Genomic DNA, 22,022 nt, shown 5'->3' on the forward strand with positions numbered 1-22,022 from the left:
GCGGCACGCCAAGCCGGCACCGCACGACCGGACATCCTCCCCGCCGGCACCGCCGCGGACCCCACATGGGAGCCCGTGCCACAACGTGCCAGTAGTGGCGGTAAACAGCGGTCGGCAAGAGGCCCGACGAAGCGATCACGACTAGGCCGTCAGCGGACGTCTTTGCAGGTCAGGCGCCGTACATGGGCCCAAGTGCCGGGTGCTTCCCACACCGGATGTCGAGTGACGTTCGTCGACTCGGCGACCGCGATCCGGCCCCGGCGAGTCTGGACGCTGATCCGGTGGGCGCGCTCGTCGAAGACCCGCGCACCGGCCCTGTCGGAGGCGGCATCCGCCGCCTCGACGCCGAGGAACTCCGCACGGATTCGTCACCGGAGACGACGATTCGGGGTCAGCCTGCCGCATCGGCGGCGCCGTCCTCAGGTTCGGGTGTGGTGGCGATGAGGATCTGACTGGCCTGCGTGATGTTGTCGGCGCGGACGGCTCGGGCCATCGCTTCGCGGGCGGCGTCGGCGGTGGTGTCCGGGGGAACCACCAGCAGGGCGAAGTGGTCGTTGTGGCCGCGGGTGACGAGGACGGTGTCGTCGCCGACGGGGTCGGCGTCGAGGTGCACGACCCGGCCGTCGATGACCAGACGGGTCGGGACGTCCTGCCAGGCGGAGGCGTCCAGGCCGACCCGGGTGATGGGCCCGAGGTGCGCGGTCAGTGCCGTGATCAGGGCGGGCAGCTCGGTCGTGACGTCCCTGGAGCGCGGCCACCAGGCGCCGTCCAGGAGCCCCTGGCGGGACTGTGTGGTCTCCAGGCGGAGCAGGGCGGCGCCCGGCTTGACCGCGTGGTGGATCGCGTCCGGGAGGAGCTTCGGCGGGGCGGGGTTGTCGGATGCGGCCATGGTCGTTCCGCCTGTCTTGCGGTACTGCGGTACGTAGGCACCCCGCGCGAGGGCCGGCAGCGGCGTCGGGAGGACTTCGGGCTGGGGGACGCCCCCGTCGCTTCACGGTACTCCGCCCGCGCAGGGTGCGGCGAGGGGACCCGACAGCGCCGCTCCCGCCGTCGGCGCCGGAAATGCCTGGCCAGAAGCGGCTTCCTGGATCGCGTACCGGAGTACGGTGAAGAGACCGGGAGTATTTCGCACACCCGCTCCCACGCGGACGTCGTTTCCGGCGATCACTGCACCGGGCCGTTCGCGAACGGCCCGGGGACGGGTCCGCGACATGACCACGACCCTCGACCGCGCTGCGCAGCCGGCTGCTGTCCTGCGCCCGGCCCGCTTGTCCCTCACGCCGAAGAGCTCCCTCGCGGGTCAGCTGGACGGTGCCTGGTGGCCCCGCTCTCGTGACCTCGGAGCCGAGCTCCCCGCTCTCGCCGCCGCTCTGGACGCGCCCTGGGGGCGCGTCACCCGTGTCAGCGTGAACCCCGGCCGCTGGCCGGTCGTCCCGCGCACGGTTGCCGTGGACGGGCGCTTGCTGCACGTGGGCTGGTTCGCCGAACAGGACCCCGACAAGCTGATCCTGCTCTCCTACACCGTCGGCCGCTGGGACCTGCTCGTGATCCCGCCCGAGACCGAGCCCGCGGCCGCGGCCAGGCTGATGGCCGCCGCCGCGATCCCGGGCAGCGTCCTGACCGCGGGCGTCCTGATGGCCAACGAGACCGTCATCGGGCGCGGCATCCGCGACGCCCGCCGCCGGGAAGCCGCCTGGGAGGACGAGGGCGGGGCCTGCATGTCGCCCTTCGGGGAGCCGATGGGCCGGTCCGCCCTGCCGCTGCCCGGGAACGGCCGGAGGTGAGTTCCGTGGAGACCCTCGTCCTCGTCGCGGCGGTCATCCTGATGATCGGCGTCGCCATGCGCTGGATCCACGTGCTGAACGCCCGGGACGACGCCCGGATCGAGGCCTGCCGCTTCATCGAGGCCCAACGCTTCAGTGACCCCCAGTGTCGAGGCCTCCGGGCCTGCCGGACGACACCGGTCGTCGAGCCCACCACACGGGTGCCGACCGGTGAGGAACGGATCTTCCTCCGACCGGGGGCAGCGGTCGGGGTGCTTCGGCGCCCCGACCCGCCGGCCTCTCGCCCACCCCGAAGGGAACCACGCCCACGTGAAGTACATCGAGACCCAGACCCTGCCGTCACTCGGGCATGCCGAGGTCCGGATCATCGCGCACACGCCGGAAGCCGCCCGAGCGGTCGCGGAGGCGCTCCGCCGCTGTTTCGCAGGCGCGGAACAGCGCAGCTACCCCGCCCTCGACGGCAACACCCGCCTCCACCTCACCGTGGACACGGCGACGCCCGCCGGCCCCGCCCGCTCGTGGCTGGCCGCCAGCAGGACCCCCGCCGGCACCGGCGCACACTCCGACGAGATCTGAGGAGCCCCGAGAGAAGCCGCCGAGGAAGGGACGGCCACGGGCCCGGCCTGATTCGGAAGGAACGCCCTAGTCTTTCTAGATACGGGCGAACTTCTCGGTCTGCCGGGCGAACTCCTGGGCCATGGCCGCGCTGACCGTGGGCCTGGTGTCGCCGATGGTGCCCAGGTAGTCCTCGGTGGTGGGGCGGGCCCGGGCTCCGGTGTCGAAGGTGCGCTCGAACTGGACCTGGGAGACGGTGCGCGCCACATGGGCGATGTCGGCAGGGGTGAACCCCTCGCTGGCGGACGCCAGCGCCGTGCTGTCGGCCTCCGCGCCCGCCCGGGCCAGGTAGCTCTCCCACATCCCGGTCCTCGCGCGGTCGTCGGGCGGGCCGATCGGCAGCACGTAGTCGAACCGGCCGTGCCGCAGGAACGCGGAGTCGAGCGTGGTCACGTCGTTCGTAGCGCAGACGAGCAGCCGCCCGTCCTGGCCCCGGAACCGCACGATCGCCTTGAGCAGCTCGTTGACGACACCGACCGCGGTCGCATCCGCGCCGCTCCGGGTCCCCGCGATCTCCTCGACCTCGTCGATGAAGACCAAGACGTGATCGAGCAGGGCGATCTCGTCGAAGCGCCGGTTCAGCCCGCTGGCCAGCCCGTACTCGGCGGCCAGCCGGGCGGGGAACAGCTCGAGGAACGGCCATCCCAGACGGCTTGCGATCGCGTGCGCGAACGTGCTCTTCCCCGTTCCGGGCGGGCCGAACAGCATCACCGCCCGCGGCAGCTCCACTCCGTGCTGGGCAGCCATTTCGGGATGGGCCAGTGGCAGGACCAGGCGCCGCTCGATGAGCTCCTTCTCCCGCTCCATGCCCGCGACCTTCTGCCACAGTCCCCCGGGCGGCAGCTCCGCTCCCAGCGACGCGAGCATGCTGACCGCCTGAGGGGTCACTCGCCCGCGCTTCTCGAAGAAGACCAGGCCCGGACGGGCGCCGAAGCCGCAGTTGTGCAGGGCGGTGGCACCGGTCTCGCCGTCGGGCAGGACCGCGTGCACCGTTCGGACGCCGCCGGCGAACAGCCGGTGCTCCAGGGCCGTGATCAGGTCGCTGCCCAGACCCTGGTGCCGCCAGGCAGGCGCCATGCTGATGCGCAGGATCCACGCCCGCTCACCCTCCACCCTGCTCACCGCGGCGCCGACCACCTCCTCGTCGGCGGTGGCCACCACCGCCGGGTGGAGAGCCTGGAGGGCCGCCACCGCGTCCGACAGCGCGAAGAGGGGCGACTCTTCGACCGTGCTGCTTTCCGCGTCGACCCGGATCACCGCTTCGAGATCGTCCTGGGCGTAGTCCCTGACGCGCCAACCCGTCATGATCAGCTCCGCGTGTTCGGCCGTACTCCCATCATCAGCCGATGTGCGCGGGACGCGCGCGGCAGGGCCCGCGGGCTGCACCACCAGGGCAGCTTGGTGTGAATGGACGCCACACAGCCGCCGTTGGTGACGACCCGCTGGTGGGCGTGCCCGTCGTTCCGGCTCGACGTGGGCGCAGACGAGGGCGACGAGGCCTGCGGGGACGGCGGGGCCTGCGGGGACTGCGGGGACGGCGCTGCGTGGCGGGGAAGTCACCGAAGTGCCGGAGGTCGCCGCTCGGCACGGCGGTGCCGAACGAGAGCAGCGGCGACGGAGCGGGGGCGCACCGTCACCCGGTGATGGTGAACGGCGTGTCGGCGGTCCGCTTGCTGTCCAGTCCCTTGGCCTCGACGGACCTCTGCTGGTTGTCCACACCCTCCGCAGGAACCTTGATCTCCGCGACGAAGCCCCCGTCGGCCGAAGCCGTGACATCCCGGAGCTGCCACTCCTTGCCGTAGCTGCCGTTGAAGATGAGGCGCACCCGCTCGCCCGCCGCGAAGCCCGAGCCGGTGAGGGTGATCACCATGCCGCTGGAACCGCTGTCCGGGTTCGCCTCGACGCGGGCGTTCTTCGATGCCTTCGGTGACGGACTCAGGGCCGGCAGGGACTGGACCGGCTTCGAGGCCGCCGGGGAGGAGGGGGGCGAGGATGCGGACGGCTGGGCAGAAGTGACGGCGGCGGGGCCCGGCTGCGCCTCAGGCCCGCCGTCGTGGCTGCCCACCGCGACGGCGGCGATGACTGCGGCCGCGATGGTGGCCCCGGCCGTGATCAGCGCACCGATCACCGCGCCCCGGTTCGGGCCGGAGCTCGGCGGCTGGGCCGGCGGCGGTGGAAAGGGACGGGGCGCGTGGGCCGGGGGCGGGGGTACGGAGCCGGGCGAGGGACCCGGGCCGCCGAGTTCGGACACCGCACAACCTCCAGGACAATGATCTGATCAGATGCGATCACCTTATCCACGGTGACCAGTGGTCAGCTCCGCGTTATTCAGAGGCAGTTGCTGAAACGCCTTGTCCAGGCCTCTAGGCGATGTCGACAGGGCTTGCGCCATGGCGACGTCCGCGGGCGGTGCACGATCCAGGGAAGGTCCAGCTGGACGTGGCCCTCGCGGTCGCCCTGGGCGGGGACCGCCCCTCGGATGTCGGGACGCTGCGGGCCGAGCCGGCCGGTTCGGGCCAGTGGCCTCCGGCCCAACCGTCTCCCGCCTCATCGATACCCTTGCCTCAGCTGGGCCGAAGGTCCTTCACGCGGTCGACGCTCGCGGGCTGTGGGGTACGGGTGTCCGGGGCCGGGGCCGGGTCCAGGAGCGGGGCCGGGGCCGGGGCCGGTGGGCCCGCGAGTTTCAGCAGGGGGCCGGTCATCAGGGTGGTGACCAGGGCGACGACGGTGAGTATCGCGAGCAGCGGACCGTCGATGATGCCCGCCTCGTGGCCGATCTGGAGGACGACCAGCTCGGTCAGTCCGCGGGTGTTCAGGAGCACGCCCAGAGTGAACGACTCCCGCCAGGGCAGGCCCGCGTACCGCGCGGCAAGCCCCGCGCCGCCGATCTTTCCGAGGACGGCCACGACCAGCAGGGCCGGCAGGACCAGCCCGCCGCCCGAGGAGAGGTCCAGGGCCGACAGGTCCACCCCGAGCCCGAATCCCAGGAAGAAGAAGGGCAGCAGCACGGTCTTGGACGTGGTGGCCAGCGGCTGGGCGGCGGCGACGGCGAACGGGTTGCCGGCCGGCCACACCAGGCCCACCAGGAACGCGCCGATGAGCTGGTGCACGCCGAGGGCGGCGGTCAGCGCCGCGGAGGCGGCCATCGCGGTGACGAGCACGACCCGCAGGGTGGCGAGGTCGGTGGTCTCGCCCTTGCGCGCGAACCACCCGGCCGCCGCCCGGCGCACCGGCCCCAGGTAGACGGCGACGACGACCACCGCGATCAGCGCGCGTACGGCCGCGTCCCGGTGGTCCGAGCCCTGGGACAGCGCGAGGACCGCCGAGAGCGCGAGCCAGCTGCCGCCGTCGCCGACGGCCGCGGCGAACAGGCTCAGCCGGCCGGGCCGGGTGCGGGAGAGGCCCAGGTCCTCCAGCATGCGGGCCAGCACCGGGAACGCCGTGATGCTGATCGCGCATCCGATGAACAGGACGAAGACGGACTCCGGCAGGCCCGCGGGTGTGTAGCGGTCCGCGAGCGGCACGGCGGCCAGGGCGCCGCCTGCGAACGGGACGAACAGGGAGGCCTGGCTGACCAGCAGGCCCTGCCGGGCCGTGCCCCGCACCCGCAGGGAGCAGAGCTCCTGACCGGTGAAGAACATGAACACCGCCAGGCCGATCTGCGCGAGCCCGGAGAACATGGGCAGCACGGCCTCCGGGAACAGCCACGCCGCCGCCTCGGGGGCGAGCGCGCCCAGGAGCGAGGGGCCGAGGGCGATGCCCGCGACCACCTCGCCCATCACGCGCGGCTGGCCCACCCGGACGGCGAGCGTGCCTGCGGCCCGCGACAGGGCGAGGACGACGGCCGCACCGAGGAAGAAGTGGCCGACGGAGTCGAGAGGAAACATGCGGTTCCGTTCTGCCGGACCCGGCAGGTCCGGCCCTTCGCGGTGCGGCGGTACGACGGTAGGGGGTACGGGGTACCGGGGGGCGCGCCGGTAGGGCGGCGCGGCGGTACGGGGCCGCGGCGGTGCCGGGTGCCGTCAGTGGCGGGGGCGGCGGCTGAGTGCCATGCCGGCGAACAGGAAGACCACGCCGAGCGCGCCGGAAATGACGGCCGCGGTGGTCTGGGCGGGCTGGTCGCTGGCGTGCAGGACGGCCGTCACGACGCCCATCACGCCGCTGATGTAGCAGAAGATCGTCAGGAAGATCTTGAGGCTGGGATTCATGGGGGGGGTGGGTCCAATCGGAGGGGGCGGGTGTTCGGGCCGGGTCAGTGGGGGGTGTTCGCGCCGGGTCAGCGGGGAGCGGTGCCCGTGGCGGTGAAGCCGAGCAGCATCACGTACGCGTCCGGGTCGGCGCGGAAGCGGTTCCAGCGGTCGGCCGCCAGCGCGAACTCGCCGAGGCTCACCACGCCGGCGGCCACGAGCGGCTGGAGGCGGCCGGGGCCCAGGTGCGGGGCGAAGGCCTCGACGGGGTGGTCGTCGTTGGTGGTGGCGAACGGGCGCAGGGCCACGTCCTCGTAGCCCGCGCCGCGCAGCAGCCGGGTCAGGCGGCGTCCGACGGTCCGGTCCCCGCCCGCCGACGCCTGGGCCTGGGCCAGCTTGCCGTGGATTACGGCCAGTTCGGGGTAGGAGGGCTCGGCCAGGCCCCAGCAGGAGGCGTCGACCTCGGTCACGGCGATCCGTCCGCCGGGCCGCAGCACGCGCAGCGCCTCGGCGAGTACGGCCTGCGGGTCGGCCAGGTGCTGGAGTACGTAGCGCAGCAGCACGAAGCCGGCCGAGTCGTCGGGGAGCGGCAGGGCCGCGCCGTCGGCGACGAGGAGTTCGGCGCCGCAGCCGGCGGCGTGGGCCAGCAGGTCGCCGTCGATGTCGACGGCGGTGTGGGCGAGGCCGGGCAGGGCGGCGCGCAGCCTGCGGGTGACCGCCCCGGAGCCGGCACCGATCTCGACGAACGGGCCGGCGTGCGCGTCCAGGCCCGCCTCGCGCAGGATGCGCAGCTCGGCGCCGAACGACAGCTCGGCCTGGGCCTCCAGGCGGGCCAGTTCGCCGGTGAGCCCGCCGGCCGTGGTCGCGGCGGGGTCGTACGAGCCGCCGACCGGGCCGGCGTCGGCGCCCGCCCGGTCGGCCCGGCCTGCCCGGTCGGCCCGGCCTGCCCCGTCCGCCGGGGCCACCGGAGCCGCCGGCGCCACCGGAGCCACCGCGCCCGACGGGGCCGGCGCGGGAAAGGACGTCAGGGGGGACGTGGTCATCGGGGCCTCGCAGTCATCCGCATGCCGTGCTTGGGTCGCAGGGTCACCAGGGCTTCCGGCTCCACCGGGAAGCCGGGCTCCAGTTCGAGGCGGGTCACGCGCATCAGGACGGCCAGCACCAGCGTGGCCTCGATCAGGGCCAGGTGCTGGCCGATGCAGATGCGCTCGCCCCCGCCGAAGGGCAGGTAGAGGTGGCTGGGCAGGTCGGCGTCCTCGAACCGGTCGGGTACGTACGCATCGGGCCGGTCCCAGTAGTCGGGGTGCCGGTGCAGCACCCACTGGCTGACGCACACCAGCGTCCCGGCGGGGATCTCGTAACCGCCGACGGTGTCGGGGCCCTTGGCGCGCCGGGAGATCAGCCACACCGGCGGGTAGAGGCGCATGGCCTCCTCGATCGCGCGCCGGCAGTGCACCAGGTCGGGCAGGTCGGCCGCGGTGGGCGTGCGGTCCCCGAGGACGGCGTCGAGTTCCGCCCGGACCTTCTCGGCCTCCTCCGGGTGCCGGTCGAGCAGGTACAGGGTCCACGTCAGGGCCTTGGCCGTGGTCTCGTGGCCCGCCATGACCAGGGTGAGCACCTGGTCGCGCAGTTCCTCGTCGTCCAGCTCGCCGATCATCGCGTCGAGCAGGGACGCGGACCCGTGCGCGGGGGGCTGCCCGCCGGCGACCGCCCGTCGGGAGGCGATGACGGTGCGGGCGATCAGCTGGAGGAACATCCGCGCCTGTACGTATCCCTTGCGGCGCAGCGCCGTGTCCGCGGGGTCCGGGTCGGGGGCCGGTACGTAGTGCCCCATGAACCGGTTGGCGGCGTCGACGGCGCGCCCGAAGCCCTCGCCGGCCGCCCCCAGGTCCACGCCGAGTACGGCGCGGGTGAGGATCGCCAGGGTCAGCGAGGTCAGGTGGTGTTCGACGGGGAGGGCACTGCCGTCCCGCACGGCCGGCTGCCAGCGCGCGAGGAGGGCTTCGGTCTCCTCGGTGATGATGGTGTCGAAGGTGGCGACCTCGGTGCGCCGGAAGGCAGGGGCGCACTGCTTGCGCTGGCGGGCCCACTCGGCTCCGTTGCTGGTCAGCAGCCCGTTTCCGAGGAGGGGCCGCAGCATCGCGTCGTCGGGGGTGCCGGCCTTGGTGTAGTTGGCGGTGTTGTCCTTCAGTACGTGCTTGGCCAGCTCGGGCCGGTGCAGCATGACCACCCGCTCGCCGTCGCCGACATGACTGGTGATGTCGCCGTAGCGGCGGTTCATCCCGGTCACGAAGGCCAGCGGGTCGGCCCGCATGAGTGCCATGTCCACAGGGGTGTCCGGCCCCGGTGGGACGGTGCCCGCCGGGGCGGTGGTGGCTGTCACGTAAACCTCCGTGGATGGCTTGGTCCGAATTACGTACGCCCCTGCGCAAGCAGCCCCGCGATACGTACCGGCTGTCGGTAATTTCGTAATCGCCGCGGGAATTGCCCCGGTAGCGCTCCGGGCGGGCGCCGTACGGCGTCCTGCGTGAGAGCATGCCTACGCAGGCAGGGCAACTGTGCCTGCGGGCGCGGGTGGTTCGGCCACAGTAACTCCCCCAGAGAATGCACTCAATGCTTATGGGGAGCGGCCGGATACTTATCGGACGGAGGCCTTCGGATTACGTTTCCTTGCGTCTTGGCCGGGCGGTTCTCGGCGTGTGAATCTTGCTTCGTCGCCGGCTGGGCGGCCGCATCGAATCCGCAGCAATCGCAAGGAATGGAGAGTCCACATGGCACTCGACCCGCAGCAGCGCGCTGAGTTCGTGAACTCCTACACCCGGGTTCTCATCAGCGCCTGGTCCGACGAGGCGTTCTCCGCCAAGCTCGCCTCCGAGCCGCGGACCGCGCTCGCCGAAGCCGGCCTCGAGCTCCCGGCCGATGCCGAGGTCGTCATCGTCACCCAGGCCCCCGACGGCCACGAGCAGGGCAACCTGGACGTCCAGGTCGACCTGTGGGAGACGGGCCTGGAGACCGGCCGCTACGAGTTCCACATCCCGGCGACCCCGACGGTCGACGCGGTCGAGCTCAGCGAGGGTGACCTGTCCGACGTCGCCGCCGGCGTGCTTGACGCCTGCAACTACTGCTGCTGCCCCTGCTGCTGCTGCACCTGACAGGCGCTCGCACCCCTTCCCACTTCGCTGGAGCGTCCCATGCCCCCTGCGCCGACGGCACATCCCGTTTCCGTACGCGGACTTTCCAAGCGGTACGGTGACGTCCAAGCCGTTCGCGGCATAAGCCTCGATATTCATCGTGGCGAAGTGTTCGCACTGCTCGGGCCCAATGGCGCCGGAAAGACGACGACCGTCGACATTCTGACGGGAGTGCAGAGGCGCACCGGTGGAGACGTGCGGGTCCTCGGCCGTGATCCGGCCGAGGATCCGCGGGAATGGCGGGCGAAAATAGGTGTGGTGCCCCAGACGGCGGGCACCTACTCCGATCTGACCGTAAAAGAAGTCGTCACGCATTTCGCCGCCATGTATCCGGCCCCGCTGCCGGTCGGCGAGGTGCTGGGGATGGTGGGGCTCGGCTCCCTCCACTCCCGCCAGGCCTCCGCGCTGTCCGGCGGCCAGCAACGCCGTCTGGACGTCGCGGTCGGCGTCGTCGGCGATCCCGAACTGATCTTCCTGGACGAGCCGACCACCGGCCTGGACCCGGTGGCCCGCCGTGAGGCGTGGGAGCTCGTCCGGTACTTCGCCGACCGTGGCCGTACGACCGTCCTGACCACGCACTACCTCGACGAGGCCGAGGAACTGGCCCAGCGGGCCGGCGTCGTCGTGGGCGGCCGGCTCGTCGAGTACGGACCGCTGGCCTCGTTCGGCGGCCGCGACCGGACGCCCGCCACCGTCTCGTTCCGCCGCGGCGAAGCACTGGCCGGCGTCGCGCTGCCCGCGCTGCCGCCCGGCACCGAGGTGGTGCCGTCCGGTCCGGGGACCGTGACGCTGCGCACCACCGCGCCCTCCCACGCGTTGGGCCTGCTGCTGCCCTGGGCACGCGAGGCGGGCTCGCTGGAACTCGCGGACCTGCGCGTGCACCTGCCCACCCTCGAAGAGATCTACCTGAGTCTGATCGACAGGGAGAGCAGGGAGACCGCTGCATGACCGCGACCGCGCCCGAAACCAGGACCGCAGCACCGGACCCGTCCGGTGACGGGGCGATCCACCCCGCCGAAACCGTGCCCGCGCGCCCTTCCTCGCGCCGTGCGAGAGGGTACACGCGGGCCTGCGCGGCGCGTTCGTCGGTCGAACTGAGAGCGTTCTTCCGCAACAAGCAGTCCCTCGTGTTCACCCTGTTCTTCCCGGTGATCCTGCTCGTCGTCTTCGGCTCGATCTTCGAGGGGAAGGTCGAGGGCACCGACACGGACTTCCGGCAGGTCTTCATGGCCGGGGTGATCGCGGCGGGCGTGATGAGCACCGCGTTCTCCGGCCTGGCCATCAACGTGGCCATCGAGCGGGACACCGGCACCATCCGCCGCCTCGCCCTGACCCCGATGCCCAAGTCGGCGTACTTCGTGGGCAAGCTCGTCCGCGTGGTGGTCACCACCGTGCTGGAGACGGTTCTGCTCATCGGCATCGCCGTGGCCGCGTTCGGGCTGCCCCTGCCGCAGACCGCCGAGCGGTGGGGCACCCTCGCGTGGTGCCTCGCGCTGGGCACCGCGGCCTGCGCGCTGGCCGGCACCGCCTACAGCGCGCTGATCCCCAACAGCCGTTCCGCCGCGGCCGTGGTGACGCCCGTCTTCATGGTCCTGCAGTTCATCTCGGGCGTGTTCTACCCGTTCGACCGCCTGCCGCTGTGGATGCAGAACACCGCCGCCCTGTTCCCCGTGAAGTGGATGGCCCAAGGCTTCCGTTCGGTGTTCCTGCCGGACACCTTCGCCGTCGTGGAGCCGGCCGGTTCCTGGGAACTGGGCCGCATCGCCCTGGTCCTGGCGCTGTGGGCGGTCGGCGGCCTGCTGGCGACCGGTCTGACGTTCGGCTGGCGCGGCCCGCGGGTGCGCTAGTGCTGTGACCGGCGGGTCACCCGATGACAGCGGCCGGGCGGGAGCCGGGCGAGAGAAGTGCCGTGATGAGGAGAACGCGTACATGACCGAGGCTGCCGGGCTGCCCGCCCACCTGAACCACCCCTTCAGCCCCGCCGGACGGGTCGACCCGTACCCGGCGTACGCATGGCTGCGGGCCCACGACCCCGTGCACCGCGACCCGATGACCGGCATGTGGCTGGTCACCGGGCATGCCGACTGCGCGGCTCTGCTCAAGGACCCGGCGTTCTCCGCGGCCTCGGGACAGCGCGAGCGGTCCCGCGACGACGACCTGCCGGTGTCCATGCTGACCACGGACGGCGTCGACCACACCCGGCTGCGCGCCCCCGGCGCCCTGCTGCTGGGCCCGGCCGCCCTGGCGTCCGTGGCCGACGCGATCGCCGCCGACGCCGACGCCCTGCTCGACCGGGCCGTGGAGCGCGGCGTGCCCCTGGACGCCGTGGAGGAGCTGGGCGCGCCGCTGGCCACCGCCGTACTGGCACGGCTGTTCGGCCTGCCCGAGGACGAACAGGGGACGCTGGCCGCACTCGCCCGTGCCGCGTCCGTCAACCTCGATCCGCTCGCCCCGCCGCACATCGCGCGCCTGGGCCGCGCCGCCATGGGCGAGCTGACCGGGTTCCTCGACGCCCACACCGACCGGGTGGACCCGCAGTGCCCGCTCGGCCGGCTCGCCGCCGACACCCGGCTGACCCGGCAGGAGATGCTCGGCGTCCTCGGCCTGGCCGTCGTCGGGGGCTGGCAGCCGCTGGCCGAGGCCGTCGGCAACGCCCTGTACTGGCTGCTGCCGCGCCCCGAGGTACGCGCCGCCCTCCGCGCCGCCGGCCAGGACGCGGCCGAGACGGCCGTCGACGAACTGCTGCGCCTCGAAGCGCCGATCCCCTTCACCGCCCGCGTCACCGTCCGCGACGCGGAGCTTCCCGGCGGGCGCATCCCGGCCGGTCAACGGGTCCTCGCGGTACTCGCCGCCGCCAACCGGGACCCCGCCGTCTTCGCCGACCCCGGCGGCCTGGTGTGGGACCGGCGGCCCAACCCGCACCTCGCCTTCGGCGGCGGCCCGCACTTCTGCCTGGCCGCCCGCCTGGTCAAGCAGTCCGGCGCGGTGCTGCTCGGCAGGATCGTCCGCCGCTTCCCCGAGGCCGTCGTCGCCGGCCCGGACCCGCGCTGGGCGCCGTCCCTGATCCCGCGCCGCCTCACCTCCCTCCCCGTCGACCTGGGGACGGACGTACGGGACGCGGCCGGGCTGGAGGGGGCACATGCCTGAGGTGGTCGTGATCGGAGCCGGGGTCGCAGGGCTGGCCTGTGCCCAGCGTCTGGAGCAGGCCGGCGTCGACACCCTCGTCCTGGAGGCCCGCCCCCGGATCGGCGGCCGCGTCCGCACGTTCCGCCCGGCCGACGGCGGCCCGGCCCTCGAACTCGGCGCGCAGATCGTGCACGGCGACCGGAACCCGGCCCACACCGTCCTCGGCCCGCTGCCCGCCGCGCCGCGCCCGTCGGCGGCGTACGTCGTGGCCGGGCGCGTCGCCCGCCCCATGCGTGTCCTCGCCCGCGGCGCGAACCCGCCGTGGCTGCTGGAGGGCAGGCTCGCCGGCTACGCCCCGGCCCCGGGCGGCCCCGGCGGCGGGCTCAGCGTCAGCGGCTGGCTGGCGGCGAGCGGCGCCGCGCCCGCCGAGGCGGCCACGGCCCGCGAGTGGCTGCGCCAGACCTGGGCCGCGGACCCCGACCGGCTCGACGCCGCCGCAGTGGCGGCCGCGGTGCGCCAGGACGGCGGCGGCCGCGGCGAGTTCACCGTGCCCGGTGGCCTGGACCTGCTGCCCCGCACCCTCGCCGAAGGGCTGGACGTGCGCACCGGCACCCCCGTCCGCCGGATCGCGGCCGACCCCGGAGGCGGCGTGCGCGTCCTCACCGGTGACGGCGAACTCACCGCGGACCGGGCGGTCCTCGCCGTACCGCCCGCCGTGGTCGCCGGCGGCCTGCTCACCGTCGACGGGCTCGGTCCGGAGAAGACCGCCGCCGCGAGGACGCTCGTACCCGGCGACGGCTTCTGCGCCGTGGTCACCCTGAGCGGCCCGGCCCCCGAAACGGCCTCCGTGTTCGACGCGGACGGCGTCGGCGGGTTCGTCTCCTGCCGGCAGGGCCGCCCCGAGGTGCTGATCGTCGCCAAGTCCGCCGCGGCCGCGTGCGTCCGGGAGGCGGCCGGGTCCGCGGTCCACCTCGCCGGGCTGCTGGCTGTGGCGCTGCCGTGGACCAGGGGCGCGGCGGTCGTGGGGGCCGAGACGGCCGACTGGGCCGCCGACCAGTACAGCGGCGGGGCGTTCTGCGCCCCGGGACCCGGCACGGACCGGGCGGCCCGGGACTGGGCCCGTCCCCCGCACGGGCGCGACGGGCGGCTGTTCTTCGCGGGGGAGGCCGCCGTGACCGGGCGGGCACTGCCGTGGCTGCAGGGCGCGTACGCCGACGGGCGGCGCGCCGCACAGGAAGTACTGGAGGCGGGGAAGCAGTGACCGTGAACGTGCATTCGGGGTGGTACCTGGCGGGTTTCGCGTCCGGACTGAGCGGCGAGGTAGTGCCGTTGGACATCGGCGGGCGCCGTCTGGTGGCCGTGCGCGCGGAGGGGCGCCTGCGCGTCCACGACGCCGACTGCCCGCACCGCGGCGCCCACCTCGGCTACGGCGGCCGGGTGGAGGGCGGCTGCCTGGTGTGCCCCTTCCACGGGCGGCGCATCGGGCTGGGGCAGCCCTCGGGTGAGGGAAGCCGGCCCTGGGTGCGCGAGCACGAGGTCGTCGAGTGCGGCGACGCCGTCTTCGTGCGCCTCACCGACGGACCGGACGACGACCGCGGGCTGCGTGCCGTACTCAAGGAGCTGGCCGGCTCGATGCCGCTGGTCAAGGCCGTGGAGCGGCCGGTGGCCGCGGCCGCGGACCTCATCGTCGAGAACGCCTTCGACACCGACCACTTCACGGCGCTGCACAAGGTCCACCGGATCCGCGGCATGAGGCATTCCGCCGGTGTGCACGGCGAGTTGGTGATGGACGGGGAGTTCCCGATGTCCGCCTCGCCCTGGGCCGGCCGCGGTGCGGCGGCGGCGGCGCAGCCGTACGTTCCGCGTTTCCACGCGCGCGCGTACAGCCCCGGCGTCGTCGTCACCGAGTTCGGGCCCCCCGACGAGGTGCACGTCATCGTCACCGGCGCCGTGCCCGACGGGCGCGGGGGCTGTGTCGCACGGGTCGCCGTCGGCGTGCGCGAAGGCCGCGAGAAGCAGCTGCCCATGCTGATCGCCGGCAGCGAGCGGGCCCTCGCCGAGGACATCACCGTCTGGGAGCACCTCAACCCGGGGGTGACGCCCCGCTACGATGCGGCCGACGCGGCCGTCGTCGCGTACAGGGAGTTCTGCGCGGGCTTCGCCGAACTCGGCGAGGGGAAGGCACCGTGACCGGGACCGAAACGGGGACAGGGACGGCGACCGGCGCCGGTCACCGACCGGGCCGCACCGGCGGGCCCGGCGGCGGCGACCGGCGCCACGTCTCCCGCGAGCCGCTGCCCGGCGAGCGGGAGGGCGCGTACGACGGGCTGCGCACCCTGACCTACGGCAGCGGCCCCACCGTGCTGTGGGTGCACGGCTACACCATGGACGCCAGCCTGTGGCGGCCTTTGTGGCGGCTGCTCCCCGGGCTGCGCCACGTCGGCGTGGATCTGCCCGGGCACGGCGGCTCCGAGGCGCTGCGGCCCGGGCTGACCATGCCGGAACTCGCCTCCCGCGTGATGGGGCTGGCCCGCGAGCAGGCGGCCCGGCGGTGGGTGGGCCTGTCCTTCGGGTCGACCGTCGCGCTGGAGATGGCCCTCGCGTTCCCGGACGAGGTCGACCGCCTGGTCGTGGGCGCGCCGACCCCGGCCGGCGGACCGCCCGACCCGGCGGCCCGCAAGCGGTACATCGAGATGCTGATGCTGCGCCGGATGCGGGGGGCCGAGGCGTCCGAGCTGCTGGCCGATCTGTGGATGGCGGCGCCGCCGGACATCTTCCGGGGCACCGAGGCCCATCCGGTGCTCCGCGCCGAGCTGCGGTCCGTCGTGGCCCGCCACTCCTGGGCCGAGCTGGACAGCGGGGCGATGGCGGGGCTCAGCGCGCACGTGCACTCCGGGGAGGACCTGGCGCGGATCACGGCCCGTACGTTCGCACTGACCGGCAGCGCCGACATGCCCGTATTCCACGACAACGCCGCTTTGCTGTCCCGGGTGGTGCCCCGCTGCCGCGTCCACGTCGTGCCCGACGCGGGCCATTTGCCCTTTCTCGAACAGCCGTGGGCCGTGGCGCCGCTGCTGCTGGACCACCTGTTGGCCTGTTAGTCACTTAATGGGCCTGCCGATTCCCGTATAAAGTGATCAAGGAAAACAAATCGGGGGGCTTGGGGGACATGCCGATATTTACGCTTGAGTTCTTTGGGACGATCCTCCAGGTGATGGGGCTGGTGGAGGAGTCTGACCTCGCCTTTCACTTCGGCCGGCATCTGCTCGAGAAACGGGCGGAGCCGGTGCGGACCGCGGTGAGCCTGCATTTCGCCGCGCACACCGGGGTGGGTCAGGCAGGGCGCGAGGTGCGCGTGATCGACGGCGAGGGGCGCGTACTACGCCGCTGGGGCTACCACGGCATAGGCGGAATCCCGCCAGTTTTGCCGCCCTTCGCCGTCCTGGAGCACCCGTACGCGGTCGTACAGGCGGCCGTGCTGGCCAAGGGCGCCGGCGTGGTTGCGCTGGTCGGCGGCATCGGATCGCCCCGGAACTCCGTGGCGCTCGCCCTGGGCGCCCGCGGGTGGCGCATGGTTTCCGGCCAATACCTGGTCGTCGACCGCGTCACCGGCGAGACGCTGCCCTACCAGCTGCCGCTCGAACTGCGGGGCCCTGCCCTGGAGGCCGCCCGGGCCGCCGGCCTCACCGACGGCCCCGGCAGCGACGTACGGACGGTCTGCTCGCCGCTGACGGGCCCGTCCGTCATGGTCCGCCCGGAACGGCTGATCGCCACGGCGGACATCCGCGAACGGCTCGGCCCCGCCACGCTGGTCCGGCTCTGCAGCACGGGCGGGCAGCGGTCCCGGCTGGAGGACTGGGACTTCGCCGCCTCGGTGTGGCCCCCGGTCGCCTCGGCGGACCCCGCCTTCGCGGCCACCCCCCGGATGCGCCTGCTGCTGCCCGCATCGGGCGCCGCCGAAGAGGCCGCCGACCTGCTCGACGGACGAATGACCGCGACCACCCCGAAGGGAACCGCGCCGTGCCCCGCCGTACCTCCTACGCTGACGGAACTCCTTGCTGGATCGACCACGTAGGCGTCGACCCCACCAGTGCCAAGGACTTCTACGCGGCCCTCTTCGGCTGGGAGTTCCGGCCCGAGGGCGGCCGGGGCTACCACTTGGTGCTGCTCGGCGGCGAGATCGTCGGCGGCCTCGGACCGAGCCCGGCCGGACCGCGCTTCGGCTCCGCGTGGACCGTGTACCTCGCGGCGAAGGACCTCGACGCCGCCGGGCGGCGGGCCGAGCGGCACGGCGCCCGCGTGGCCGTGGCGGGCGTCCCGGCCGGCGGCAACGGCCGCCTCAGCCTCGCCGTCGACCCCCTGGGCGCGGCCTTCGGGCTGTGGCAGGGCGCCCACGACGAGGGCGTGGTGGTCGTCGACGAGGCCGGCGCGCTGACCGGCGCCGCCCTGCACACGCCGCGGCCGGGTGAGTCGGGCGACTTCTACCGGGAGGTCTGCGGCGCCCGGCCGCAGACCGAGGAGACGGCGGACGCGGCGGACGCACGCTGGGTGCCCCGGTTCGGGGTGGCCGACCCCGTCGCCTTCGAGGACCTCGCCCGCGCGGCGGGCGCCCGTGTCCTCGCCCCGGGACTGCTGAGCGATCCCTGGGGGGCGGTGTTCGGCCTGACGGGCGGATTCGGCACCGTCTAGACGGCCGTCGTCGGGACCGCCCGCCGCCCGCCGAGTACGCAATCCGCCGCATACGTAATCCCCCGCTGCGCAACGCCTCCTGTTCATTCGCGCCGCCCGCCGTGCGAAGGTCGATTCGGCCCAAGAAAGCCGATGCGAGTCATCCACCGCAAAGAATTCCCGCGCCCGTGTGTGACGTATGGAATGCGGTGGAATTCCGTACGGGGAAAGGCGAAAGCGATGGCATCCGAGATCGTGGTCATGGGCGGTGGGCCGGCCGGCTCCATTGCCGCGGCGCTGCTGGCCCGCCAGGGCGCGCGCGTGAGACTGCTGGAGCGGGCCCATTTCCCGCGGTACCACGTCGGGGAATCCGTGGCGACGTCGTGCCGGTCCATCATCGAGCTGGCGGGCGCGCTGGACAAGGTGGAGGCGCGCGGCTATCAGGTCAAGGAAGGCCTGCTGCTGCGCTGGGGCGCCGAGCGCGACTGGGTCGTCGACTGGCCCGAGATCTTCGGGACCGGCGCCCAGACCTCCTGGCAGGTCGACCGCGCGGACTTCGACGACGTCCTGCTGCGCCACGCCGCCTCCCAGGGCGTCGAGGTCATCGAGGGGGCCCAGGCCCGCAAGGTGCTCTTCGAGGACGGCCGCGCGGCGGGCGTCGAGTGGACCCACGAGGGCCGCGAGCACACCACCCGCGCCGACTACGTGATCGACGCGACCGGCCGGGCCGGCCTGCTGTCGGTGCGCCACCTCGACAACCGCACGCCCCACGACGTGTTCCGCAACGTGGCCGTCTGGGGCTACTACCGGGGCGGCGCGCTGCTGCCGCGCACCCCCCGCGGCGGCATCAACGTCATCTCCGCCCCCGAGGGCTGGTACTGGGTCATCCCGCTCAAGGACGACGTGTACAGCGTCGGCTTCGTGACCCACCAGGACCACTTCCTCAAGCGCAAGCGGGGCTATGCGGCGGGCACGGAGGGCACGGAGGCCCTGTTCCTGGACGCCGTACGGGAGTCGGAGACCGTGCGCGAGCTGACGGCGGACGGGGTGTTCCAGCACGCCGTGCGCGTCGAGCAGGACTTCTCGTACACGGCGGACAGCTTCTGCGGGCCCGGCTACTTCCTCGCCGGCGACTCCGCGTGCTTCCTGGACCCGCTGCTGTCGACCGGCGTCCACCTCGGCATGTACAGCGGCATGCTCGCCGCCGCGTCGATCACGGCGACCGACGCGGGCGAGGTGACCGAGGACGAGGCGCTGTCCTTCTACGAGGCGCTCTACCGCAACGCGTACGCCCGCATGTTCTCGATGGTGGCCGGGTTCTACGAGCAGTACCGCGGCAAGTCCACGTACTTCTGGCTCGCCCAGCGCCTCGCCCGCGGCCGCCACCCCGAGCTGATGGCCCGCCGGGAGGGACCGGCCCCGATGCGCTCCGCGCCGGACAGCGAGGCGTTCGCGGCGCTCACCGCCGGGGTCCTCGACCTCGACGACGCGCAGCGGGCGGGTGGTGCCGGTCCGCTGCCCGCCGACGTCCTGGCCGACCGGATGTCGGGGCAGCACGACATCGGCGGGCACGACACGGCGACGGGGCTGTACCTGACGACCGCTCCCCGGCTGGGCATAGGCCGGGCCGGCCGGTCTGCGGAGGCCTCGCGCGCCTGACCCCCGGGCCGGGCCGGGCGCGGGGGCGGGGTGCGGGACGTACGGGGTGCGGGGTACGGGGTACGGGGCCCGGCGGCTCCGCCCACCGCCCGGTGTCACACCGGCAGTTCCTCGCCGATCGCTCCCGCCAGTTCGTGGCGGCTGTGGATGCCGAGCTTGCGGTAGATGCGGCCCAGATGGGTGTCGACGGTGCGCTTGCTGAGGAACAGCTTCTCCGCGACCTCCAGGCTGGAGCTGCCCCGCACGACCAGCTCGGCCACCCGCTGCTCCGCCGGGCTCAGCACTGTGCGCTCGCGCCCCGGCCGGGGCCGTGGCGCCGCGTCCCGCTCCCGGGGCGCGCCGTCCAGGATCGTGGCCGAGGCGGACTCCTCGCCCAGGGCCCGGTACGAGGCGGCCGCCTGGGCCCGCCAGGTCACGCACCCGGGGTGGGTGATGCCGCGCAGCGCGAGCCGGTGGCCGCAGTCGAGGAACAGGCGTACGGCGGTCGTGTGGTCGCCGAGGGCCGCGGCGACCGTGCCGTGTGCCTGGAGGGACAGGGCCTTGATGAACGGGTGGGCGTCCCCGGCCGCCGGCTCGCCGGCCAGCAGGGCGGCGGCTTCGGCGGCCCTGTCCAGGCCCACGAGGGCGCGGGCCGCGGCCGCGGCGGCCGCGCCGGCGAGGGCGGGGGCGTTCAGCCGGCGGGCGAGGTGCAGCGCGGCCTCGGCGTCGGTGTGCGCGTCGGCGTGCTCGTCCCGGCGGTTGCGGACCTCGCTGCGTACGAGGTGGGCGAGCAGGGTGGTGGCGTGGTCGTCCGACGCGCGCGACATGCTGATCAGCCGGTCGGCGAGGGCCGCGGCCCCGTCGAGGTCGCCGGTCCAGGTCAGGGCGAGGGCGGCGCCCACCGGGCCGGCCGCCGACCCGGGCGCCGTGCCCTCCGGTGCGCCGGCCGGGCCGGCCGCGACCCGCAGGGCCATCCGGCGCGCGGTGCCGAGCCGGCCGCTCGCGGCGGCGGCCGCGGCGAGGGCCCCGGCGAAGACGTGCGCGGCCGGGTCCCCGGGGTCGGCGGCGGCGAGCCGGGCCGCCCGGCGCAGACCGGAGCGGTGCCCGGTGAGCAGGGTCTGCGCGGTCAGCCGCAGCAGGTGTTCGCGCGGCGGCGCGGGCAGGGCCGCCAGTTCGCCGCAGACCCGGACGAACGGCTGGGCGCCTTCGATCCGGGAGACGAGCGCGGGCGAGGCGAGCCGGGCCAGGGCCTCGGCGCGCCGGACCGGACCCAGCGGGCTGGCGGCCGCGGCCGCGGCCTGCCGGGCGCAGGCATCCAGGTCGCGGTGGAGTTCGACGGCGCCGAGCCGCACCGTCAGGTCAAGAAACGATTCTTCACGTTCCCGGGCCTCCTTCGCCGCGCCCTCGTCGCCGTCGGCCGCGGGCGCTCCGCGCTGCTCCAGGAGGGTGAGCGCACGCCGCAGGTAGCGGGCCGCGGACTCGTGGTCGCCGGCCCCGGAGGCCTGGATGCCCGCGCCGCGCAGCACGTCGGTCCCCCAGTCACAGCCCGCCAGGATCAGCTGGTCCGCGGTCTGCCGGGCCGGGGCGCCGAGCCGTGCCAGTACGGCCGCGGCGCGCCCGTGCAGCAGCAGTCGCTCGTGCGCCGACACCCGGGCGAGGACCGCGGGCCGCACCGCGGTGTGCGTGAACCGGCCGGGCGCACCGGCTTCCAGGAGCCCGGCCCGTACGAGCGTTTCGCGGGCCTGCTGGTCGTGCACCTCGCCGTGCTTGGAGAGCGCGGCGCACACGGCCGGCTCGGTGTCGGGGCCCAGGACGGCCAGCTGCGTGAGCAGTTCACTGGCGCACGGGTCGTCCTCGTCGAGCCAGGCCAGCACGGTCTCCGAGAGGGCCTGCGCCCCGATCGGCAGCACCTGCTCGGGGTCGGGCGAGCCGGGCGGCACGTGGGTGCGCCGCAGCCGGGTCACCAGGTCGTGCAGCACGAGCGGGTTTCCGTGCGCGAGGGTGTGGCAGAGCGCCGCCAGCTCCTGGTCGACGGGGCTGTCGAAGGCGCGTTCGACCAGCTCGGTCGTGCAGGTCGGACAGAGCGGCTCCGGCCACAGCCGCAGCAGGTACGGCAGCGGGCCGAGCTGCTCCGCCACCTGTGAGGCGGCCGAGGCCGGCAGGGTGGCCACCATCAGCACCGGCAGGTCGTCGAGCCGCCGGGCGATGTACGAGAACCAGCGCAGCGAGTGCGGGTCGGCGTTGGTCAGGTCGTCGACGAGGATGGCCACCGGCCGGTCGACGGCGAGGGAGCGGGTGGTCCGCAGGAGGCCCAGCAGGGCCTCGTGGGTGGGACCGGCCTCTCCGAGTCCGGGTACGGGCGTGCCGCCGCCGGCGCCGCCGAGGACGGGGTCGAACAGCTGGCTCACCATGCTGTAGGGGAACTGGCTCTCGCTCGGATGGCAGCGCGCCCGCAGGACCAGGGTCCCCGGGGGCAGCAGCCGGGGCACCGCGTTCAGCAGCGCCGACTTCCCGATTCCGTGCGGCCCGTGAATGGTGGCCACGGTCGGCCGGCCCAGGGCGAGTTCCCCGACGGCACCCTGGAGGAGGTCCATCTCACGCTCACGGTGGTACAGATCCCCGTTGGGTGAATGCATGGGGTCAATGTCGCATTCCGCAGGGTGCAGATCAAGCCAAAGGGCCAGTCTTAACAGACCAGTTGGTCCGGGTTCCCACGGAGAAAGCGGATGGCCGAACTCCGCGCGAGCCGCCTCGCGCCCTCCGCGTCTCGCGGTACGTATGGGAGACCGCCGGGCTACGTATGCGAAGCCCTT

Annotated in this window: 20 protein-coding genes and 1 pseudogene; 13 read left to right on the plus strand and 8 right to left on the minus strand. The window is 73.9% G+C overall.

The features are described from left to right. Positions 1-391: 391 nt before the first annotated feature. A complete protein-coding gene (locus ABZY44_RS08750; protein WP_356651373.1) occupies positions 392-889 on the minus strand; it encodes a DUF5994 family protein in 498 nt (165 codons plus the stop codon). 322 nt (positions 890-1,211) lie between these two features. Here ABZY44_RS08750 and ABZY44_RS08755 point away from each other — a divergent pair, with 322 nt between their 5' ends. Beyond that, complete coding sequence (locus ABZY44_RS08755) at positions 1,212-1,784, plus strand: DUF5994 family protein (protein WP_356651375.1); 573 nt, start codon at positions 1,212-1,214, stop codon at positions 1,782-1,784. 309 nt (positions 1,785-2,093) lie between these two features. Further along, complete coding sequence (locus ABZY44_RS08760; RefSeq protein WP_266603592.1) at positions 2,094-2,360, plus strand: hypothetical protein; 267 nt, start codon at positions 2,094-2,096, stop codon at positions 2,358-2,360. A 75-nt stretch (positions 2,361-2,435) separates the two neighbouring features. On the opposite strand, the gene ABZY44_RS08765 is transcribed toward ABZY44_RS08760, so the two are convergent. Both ABZY44_RS08765 and ABZY44_RS08770 read right to left on the minus strand, forming a co-directional pair. Then, the gene (locus ABZY44_RS08765) at positions 2,436-3,704 is read right to left on the minus strand and encodes a bifunctional GNAT family N-acetyltransferase/ATP-binding protein (protein WP_356651378.1); all 1,269 of its coding nucleotides are present in this window, start codon (positions 3,702-3,704) and stop codon (positions 2,436-2,438) included. A gap of 328 nt (positions 3,705-4,032) precedes the next feature. Then, a complete protein-coding gene (locus ABZY44_RS08770) occupies positions 4,033-4,650 on the minus strand; it encodes a hypothetical protein (protein WP_356651380.1) in 618 nt (205 codons plus the stop codon). Positions 4,651-4,769: 119 nt separating this feature from the next. Here ABZY44_RS08770 and ABZY44_RS08775 point away from each other — a divergent pair. Next, a pseudogene (locus ABZY44_RS08775) lies at positions 4,770-4,993 on the plus strand (IS1380 family transposase); the annotation flags it as partial. On the opposite strand, the gene ABZY44_RS08780 reads toward ABZY44_RS08775, so the two are convergent. From ABZY44_RS08780 to ABZY44_RS08795, 4 genes are all read right to left on the minus strand, one after another. Next, the gene (locus ABZY44_RS08780) at positions 4,964-6,286 is read right to left on the minus strand and encodes a cation:proton antiporter (protein ID WP_356651382.1); all 1,323 of its coding nucleotides are present in this window, start codon (positions 6,284-6,286) and stop codon (positions 4,964-4,966) included. The pseudogene ABZY44_RS08775 and the gene ABZY44_RS08780 overlap by 30 nt on opposite strands. Before the next feature lie 135 nt (positions 6,287-6,421). Continuing rightward, positions 6,422-6,607 carry a hypothetical protein gene (locus ABZY44_RS08785; RefSeq protein ID WP_356651384.1) on the minus strand — a complete coding sequence of 62 codons (186 nt, stop codon included), beginning with the start codon at positions 6,605-6,607 and terminating at the stop codon, positions 6,422-6,424. 68 nt (positions 6,608-6,675) lie between these two features. Then, positions 6,676-7,629, minus strand: a complete 954-nt coding sequence (locus ABZY44_RS08790; RefSeq protein WP_356651386.1) for a methyltransferase domain-containing protein — start codon at positions 7,627-7,629, stop codon at positions 6,676-6,678. Further along, positions 7,626-8,969: a cytochrome P450 gene (locus tag ABZY44_RS08795; RefSeq protein ID WP_356651388.1), complete on the minus strand. Its 1,344-nt coding sequence runs from the start codon at positions 8,967-8,969 to the stop codon at positions 7,626-7,628. Before ABZY44_RS08795 ends, ABZY44_RS08790 begins: the two co-directional genes overlap by 4 nt. A gap of 388 nt (positions 8,970-9,357) precedes the next feature. Between ABZY44_RS08795 and ABZY44_RS08800 the strand changes: the two genes are divergently transcribed. The 10 genes from ABZY44_RS08800 (at position 9,358) to ABZY44_RS08845 (ending at position 19,230) form a co-directional block, all read left to right on the plus strand. After that, on the plus strand, positions 9,358-9,738 hold the full coding sequence (locus ABZY44_RS08800) for a hypothetical protein (RefSeq protein ID WP_356651390.1): 381 nt from the start codon (positions 9,358-9,360) through the stop codon (positions 9,736-9,738). A 39-nt stretch (positions 9,739-9,777) separates the two neighbouring features. Further along, positions 9,778-10,725, plus strand: coding sequence for an ABC transporter ATP-binding protein (locus ABZY44_RS08805; protein ID WP_356651392.1), 948 nt, complete (start codon positions 9,778-9,780; stop codon positions 10,723-10,725). Continuing rightward, complete coding sequence (locus ABZY44_RS08810) at positions 10,722-11,624, plus strand: ABC transporter permease (protein WP_356651394.1); 903 nt, start codon at positions 10,722-10,724, stop codon at positions 11,622-11,624. The genes ABZY44_RS08805 and ABZY44_RS08810 overlap by 4 nt, the downstream gene beginning before the upstream one ends. 82 nt (positions 11,625-11,706) lie before the next feature. Next, positions 11,707-12,924 (plus strand): cytochrome P450, encoded by a 1,218-nt coding sequence (locus tag ABZY44_RS08815; RefSeq protein WP_356651396.1) that lies wholly within the window; start codon positions 11,707-11,709, stop codon positions 12,922-12,924. Next, entirely contained in the window at positions 12,917-14,164 is a 1,248-nt protein-coding gene (locus ABZY44_RS08820; RefSeq protein WP_356651398.1) for an NAD(P)/FAD-dependent oxidoreductase, read from the plus strand. The genes ABZY44_RS08815 and ABZY44_RS08820 overlap by 8 nt, the downstream gene beginning before the upstream one ends. A gap of 2 nt (positions 14,165-14,166) precedes the next feature. After that, positions 14,167-15,093, plus strand: coding sequence for a Rieske 2Fe-2S domain-containing protein (locus ABZY44_RS08825; RefSeq protein WP_356651400.1), 927 nt, complete (start codon positions 14,167-14,169; stop codon positions 15,091-15,093). Continuing rightward, positions 15,090-16,004, plus strand: a complete 915-nt coding sequence (locus ABZY44_RS08830) for an alpha/beta hydrolase (RefSeq protein WP_356651402.1) — start codon at positions 15,090-15,092, stop codon at positions 16,002-16,004. Before ABZY44_RS08825 ends, ABZY44_RS08830 begins: the two co-directional genes overlap by 4 nt. Before the next feature lie 122 nt (positions 16,005-16,126). Next, the gene (locus tag ABZY44_RS08835) at positions 16,127-16,978 is read left to right on the plus strand and encodes a hypothetical protein (RefSeq protein WP_356651404.1); all 852 of its coding nucleotides are present in this window, start codon (positions 16,127-16,129) and stop codon (positions 16,976-16,978) included. Next, positions 16,924-17,592: a VOC family protein gene (locus tag ABZY44_RS08840; RefSeq protein ID WP_356651406.1), complete on the plus strand. Its 669-nt coding sequence runs from the start codon at positions 16,924-16,926 to the stop codon at positions 17,590-17,592. The genes ABZY44_RS08835 and ABZY44_RS08840 overlap by 55 nt, the downstream gene beginning before the upstream one ends. A 219-nt stretch (positions 17,593-17,811) precedes the next feature. Then, the gene (locus ABZY44_RS08845) at positions 17,812-19,230 is read left to right on the plus strand and encodes an NAD(P)/FAD-dependent oxidoreductase (RefSeq protein ID WP_356651408.1); all 1,419 of its coding nucleotides are present in this window, start codon (positions 17,812-17,814) and stop codon (positions 19,228-19,230) included. Positions 19,231-19,325: 95 nt separating this feature from the next. Here the strand turns inward: ABZY44_RS08845 and ABZY44_RS08850 are convergent, their stop codons facing one another. After that, positions 19,326-21,845 carry an AAA family ATPase gene (locus tag ABZY44_RS08850; protein ID WP_356651410.1) on the minus strand — a complete coding sequence of 840 codons (2,520 nt, stop codon included), beginning with the start codon at positions 21,843-21,845 and terminating at the stop codon, positions 19,326-19,328. Positions 21,846-22,022 lie beyond the last annotated feature (177 nt).

This window comes from Streptomyces sp. NPDC006544, from assembly GCF_040611715.1.
Taxonomy (GTDB): domain Bacteria; phylum Actinomycetota; class Actinomycetes; order Streptomycetales; family Streptomycetaceae; genus Streptomyces.

Bases quoted from the DNA above. Each gene is read 5' to 3' on its own strand.
- ABZY44_RS08765 (WP_356651378.1), bottom strand. From the start codon at position 3,704: ATGACGGGTTGGCGCGTCAGGGACTACGCCCAGGACGATCTCGAAGCG.
- ABZY44_RS08780 (WP_356651382.1), bottom strand. From the start codon at position 6,286: ATGTTTCCTCTCGACTCCGTCGGCCACTTCTTCCTCGGTGCGGCCGTC.
- ABZY44_RS08845 (WP_356651408.1), top strand. From the start codon at position 17,812: ATGGCATCCGAGATCGTGGTCATGGGCGGTGGGCCGGCCGGCTCCATT.
- ABZY44_RS08820 (WP_356651398.1), top strand. From the start codon at position 12,917: ATGCCTGAGGTGGTCGTGATCGGAGCCGGGGTCGCAGGGCTGGCCTGT.
- ABZY44_RS08815 (WP_356651396.1), top strand. From the start codon at position 11,707: ATGACCGAGGCTGCCGGGCTGCCCGCCCACCTGAACCACCCCTTCAGC.
- ABZY44_RS08785 (WP_356651384.1), bottom strand. From the start codon at position 6,607: ATGAATCCCAGCCTCAAGATCTTCCTGACGATCTTCTGCTACATCAGC.
- ABZY44_RS08810 (WP_356651394.1), top strand. From the start codon at position 10,722: ATGACCGCGACCGCGCCCGAAACCAGGACCGCAGCACCGGACCCGTCC.
- ABZY44_RS08800 (WP_356651390.1), top strand. From the start codon at position 9,358: ATGGCACTCGACCCGCAGCAGCGCGCTGAGTTCGTGAACTCCTACACC.
- ABZY44_RS08850 (WP_356651410.1), bottom strand. From the start codon at position 21,845: ATGCATTCACCCAACGGGGATCTGTACCACCGTGAGCGTGAGATGGAC.
- ABZY44_RS08790 (WP_356651386.1), bottom strand. From the start codon at position 7,629: ATGACCACGTCCCCCCTGACGTCCTTTCCCGCGCCGGCCCCGTCGGGC.
- ABZY44_RS08755 (WP_356651375.1), top strand. From the start codon at position 1,212: ATGACCACGACCCTCGACCGCGCTGCGCAGCCGGCTGCTGTCCTGCGC.
- ABZY44_RS08805 (WP_356651392.1), top strand. From the start codon at position 9,778: ATGCCCCCTGCGCCGACGGCACATCCCGTTTCCGTACGCGGACTTTCC.
- ABZY44_RS08750 (WP_356651373.1), bottom strand. From the start codon at position 889: ATGGCCGCATCCGACAACCCCGCCCCGCCGAAGCTCCTCCCGGACGCG.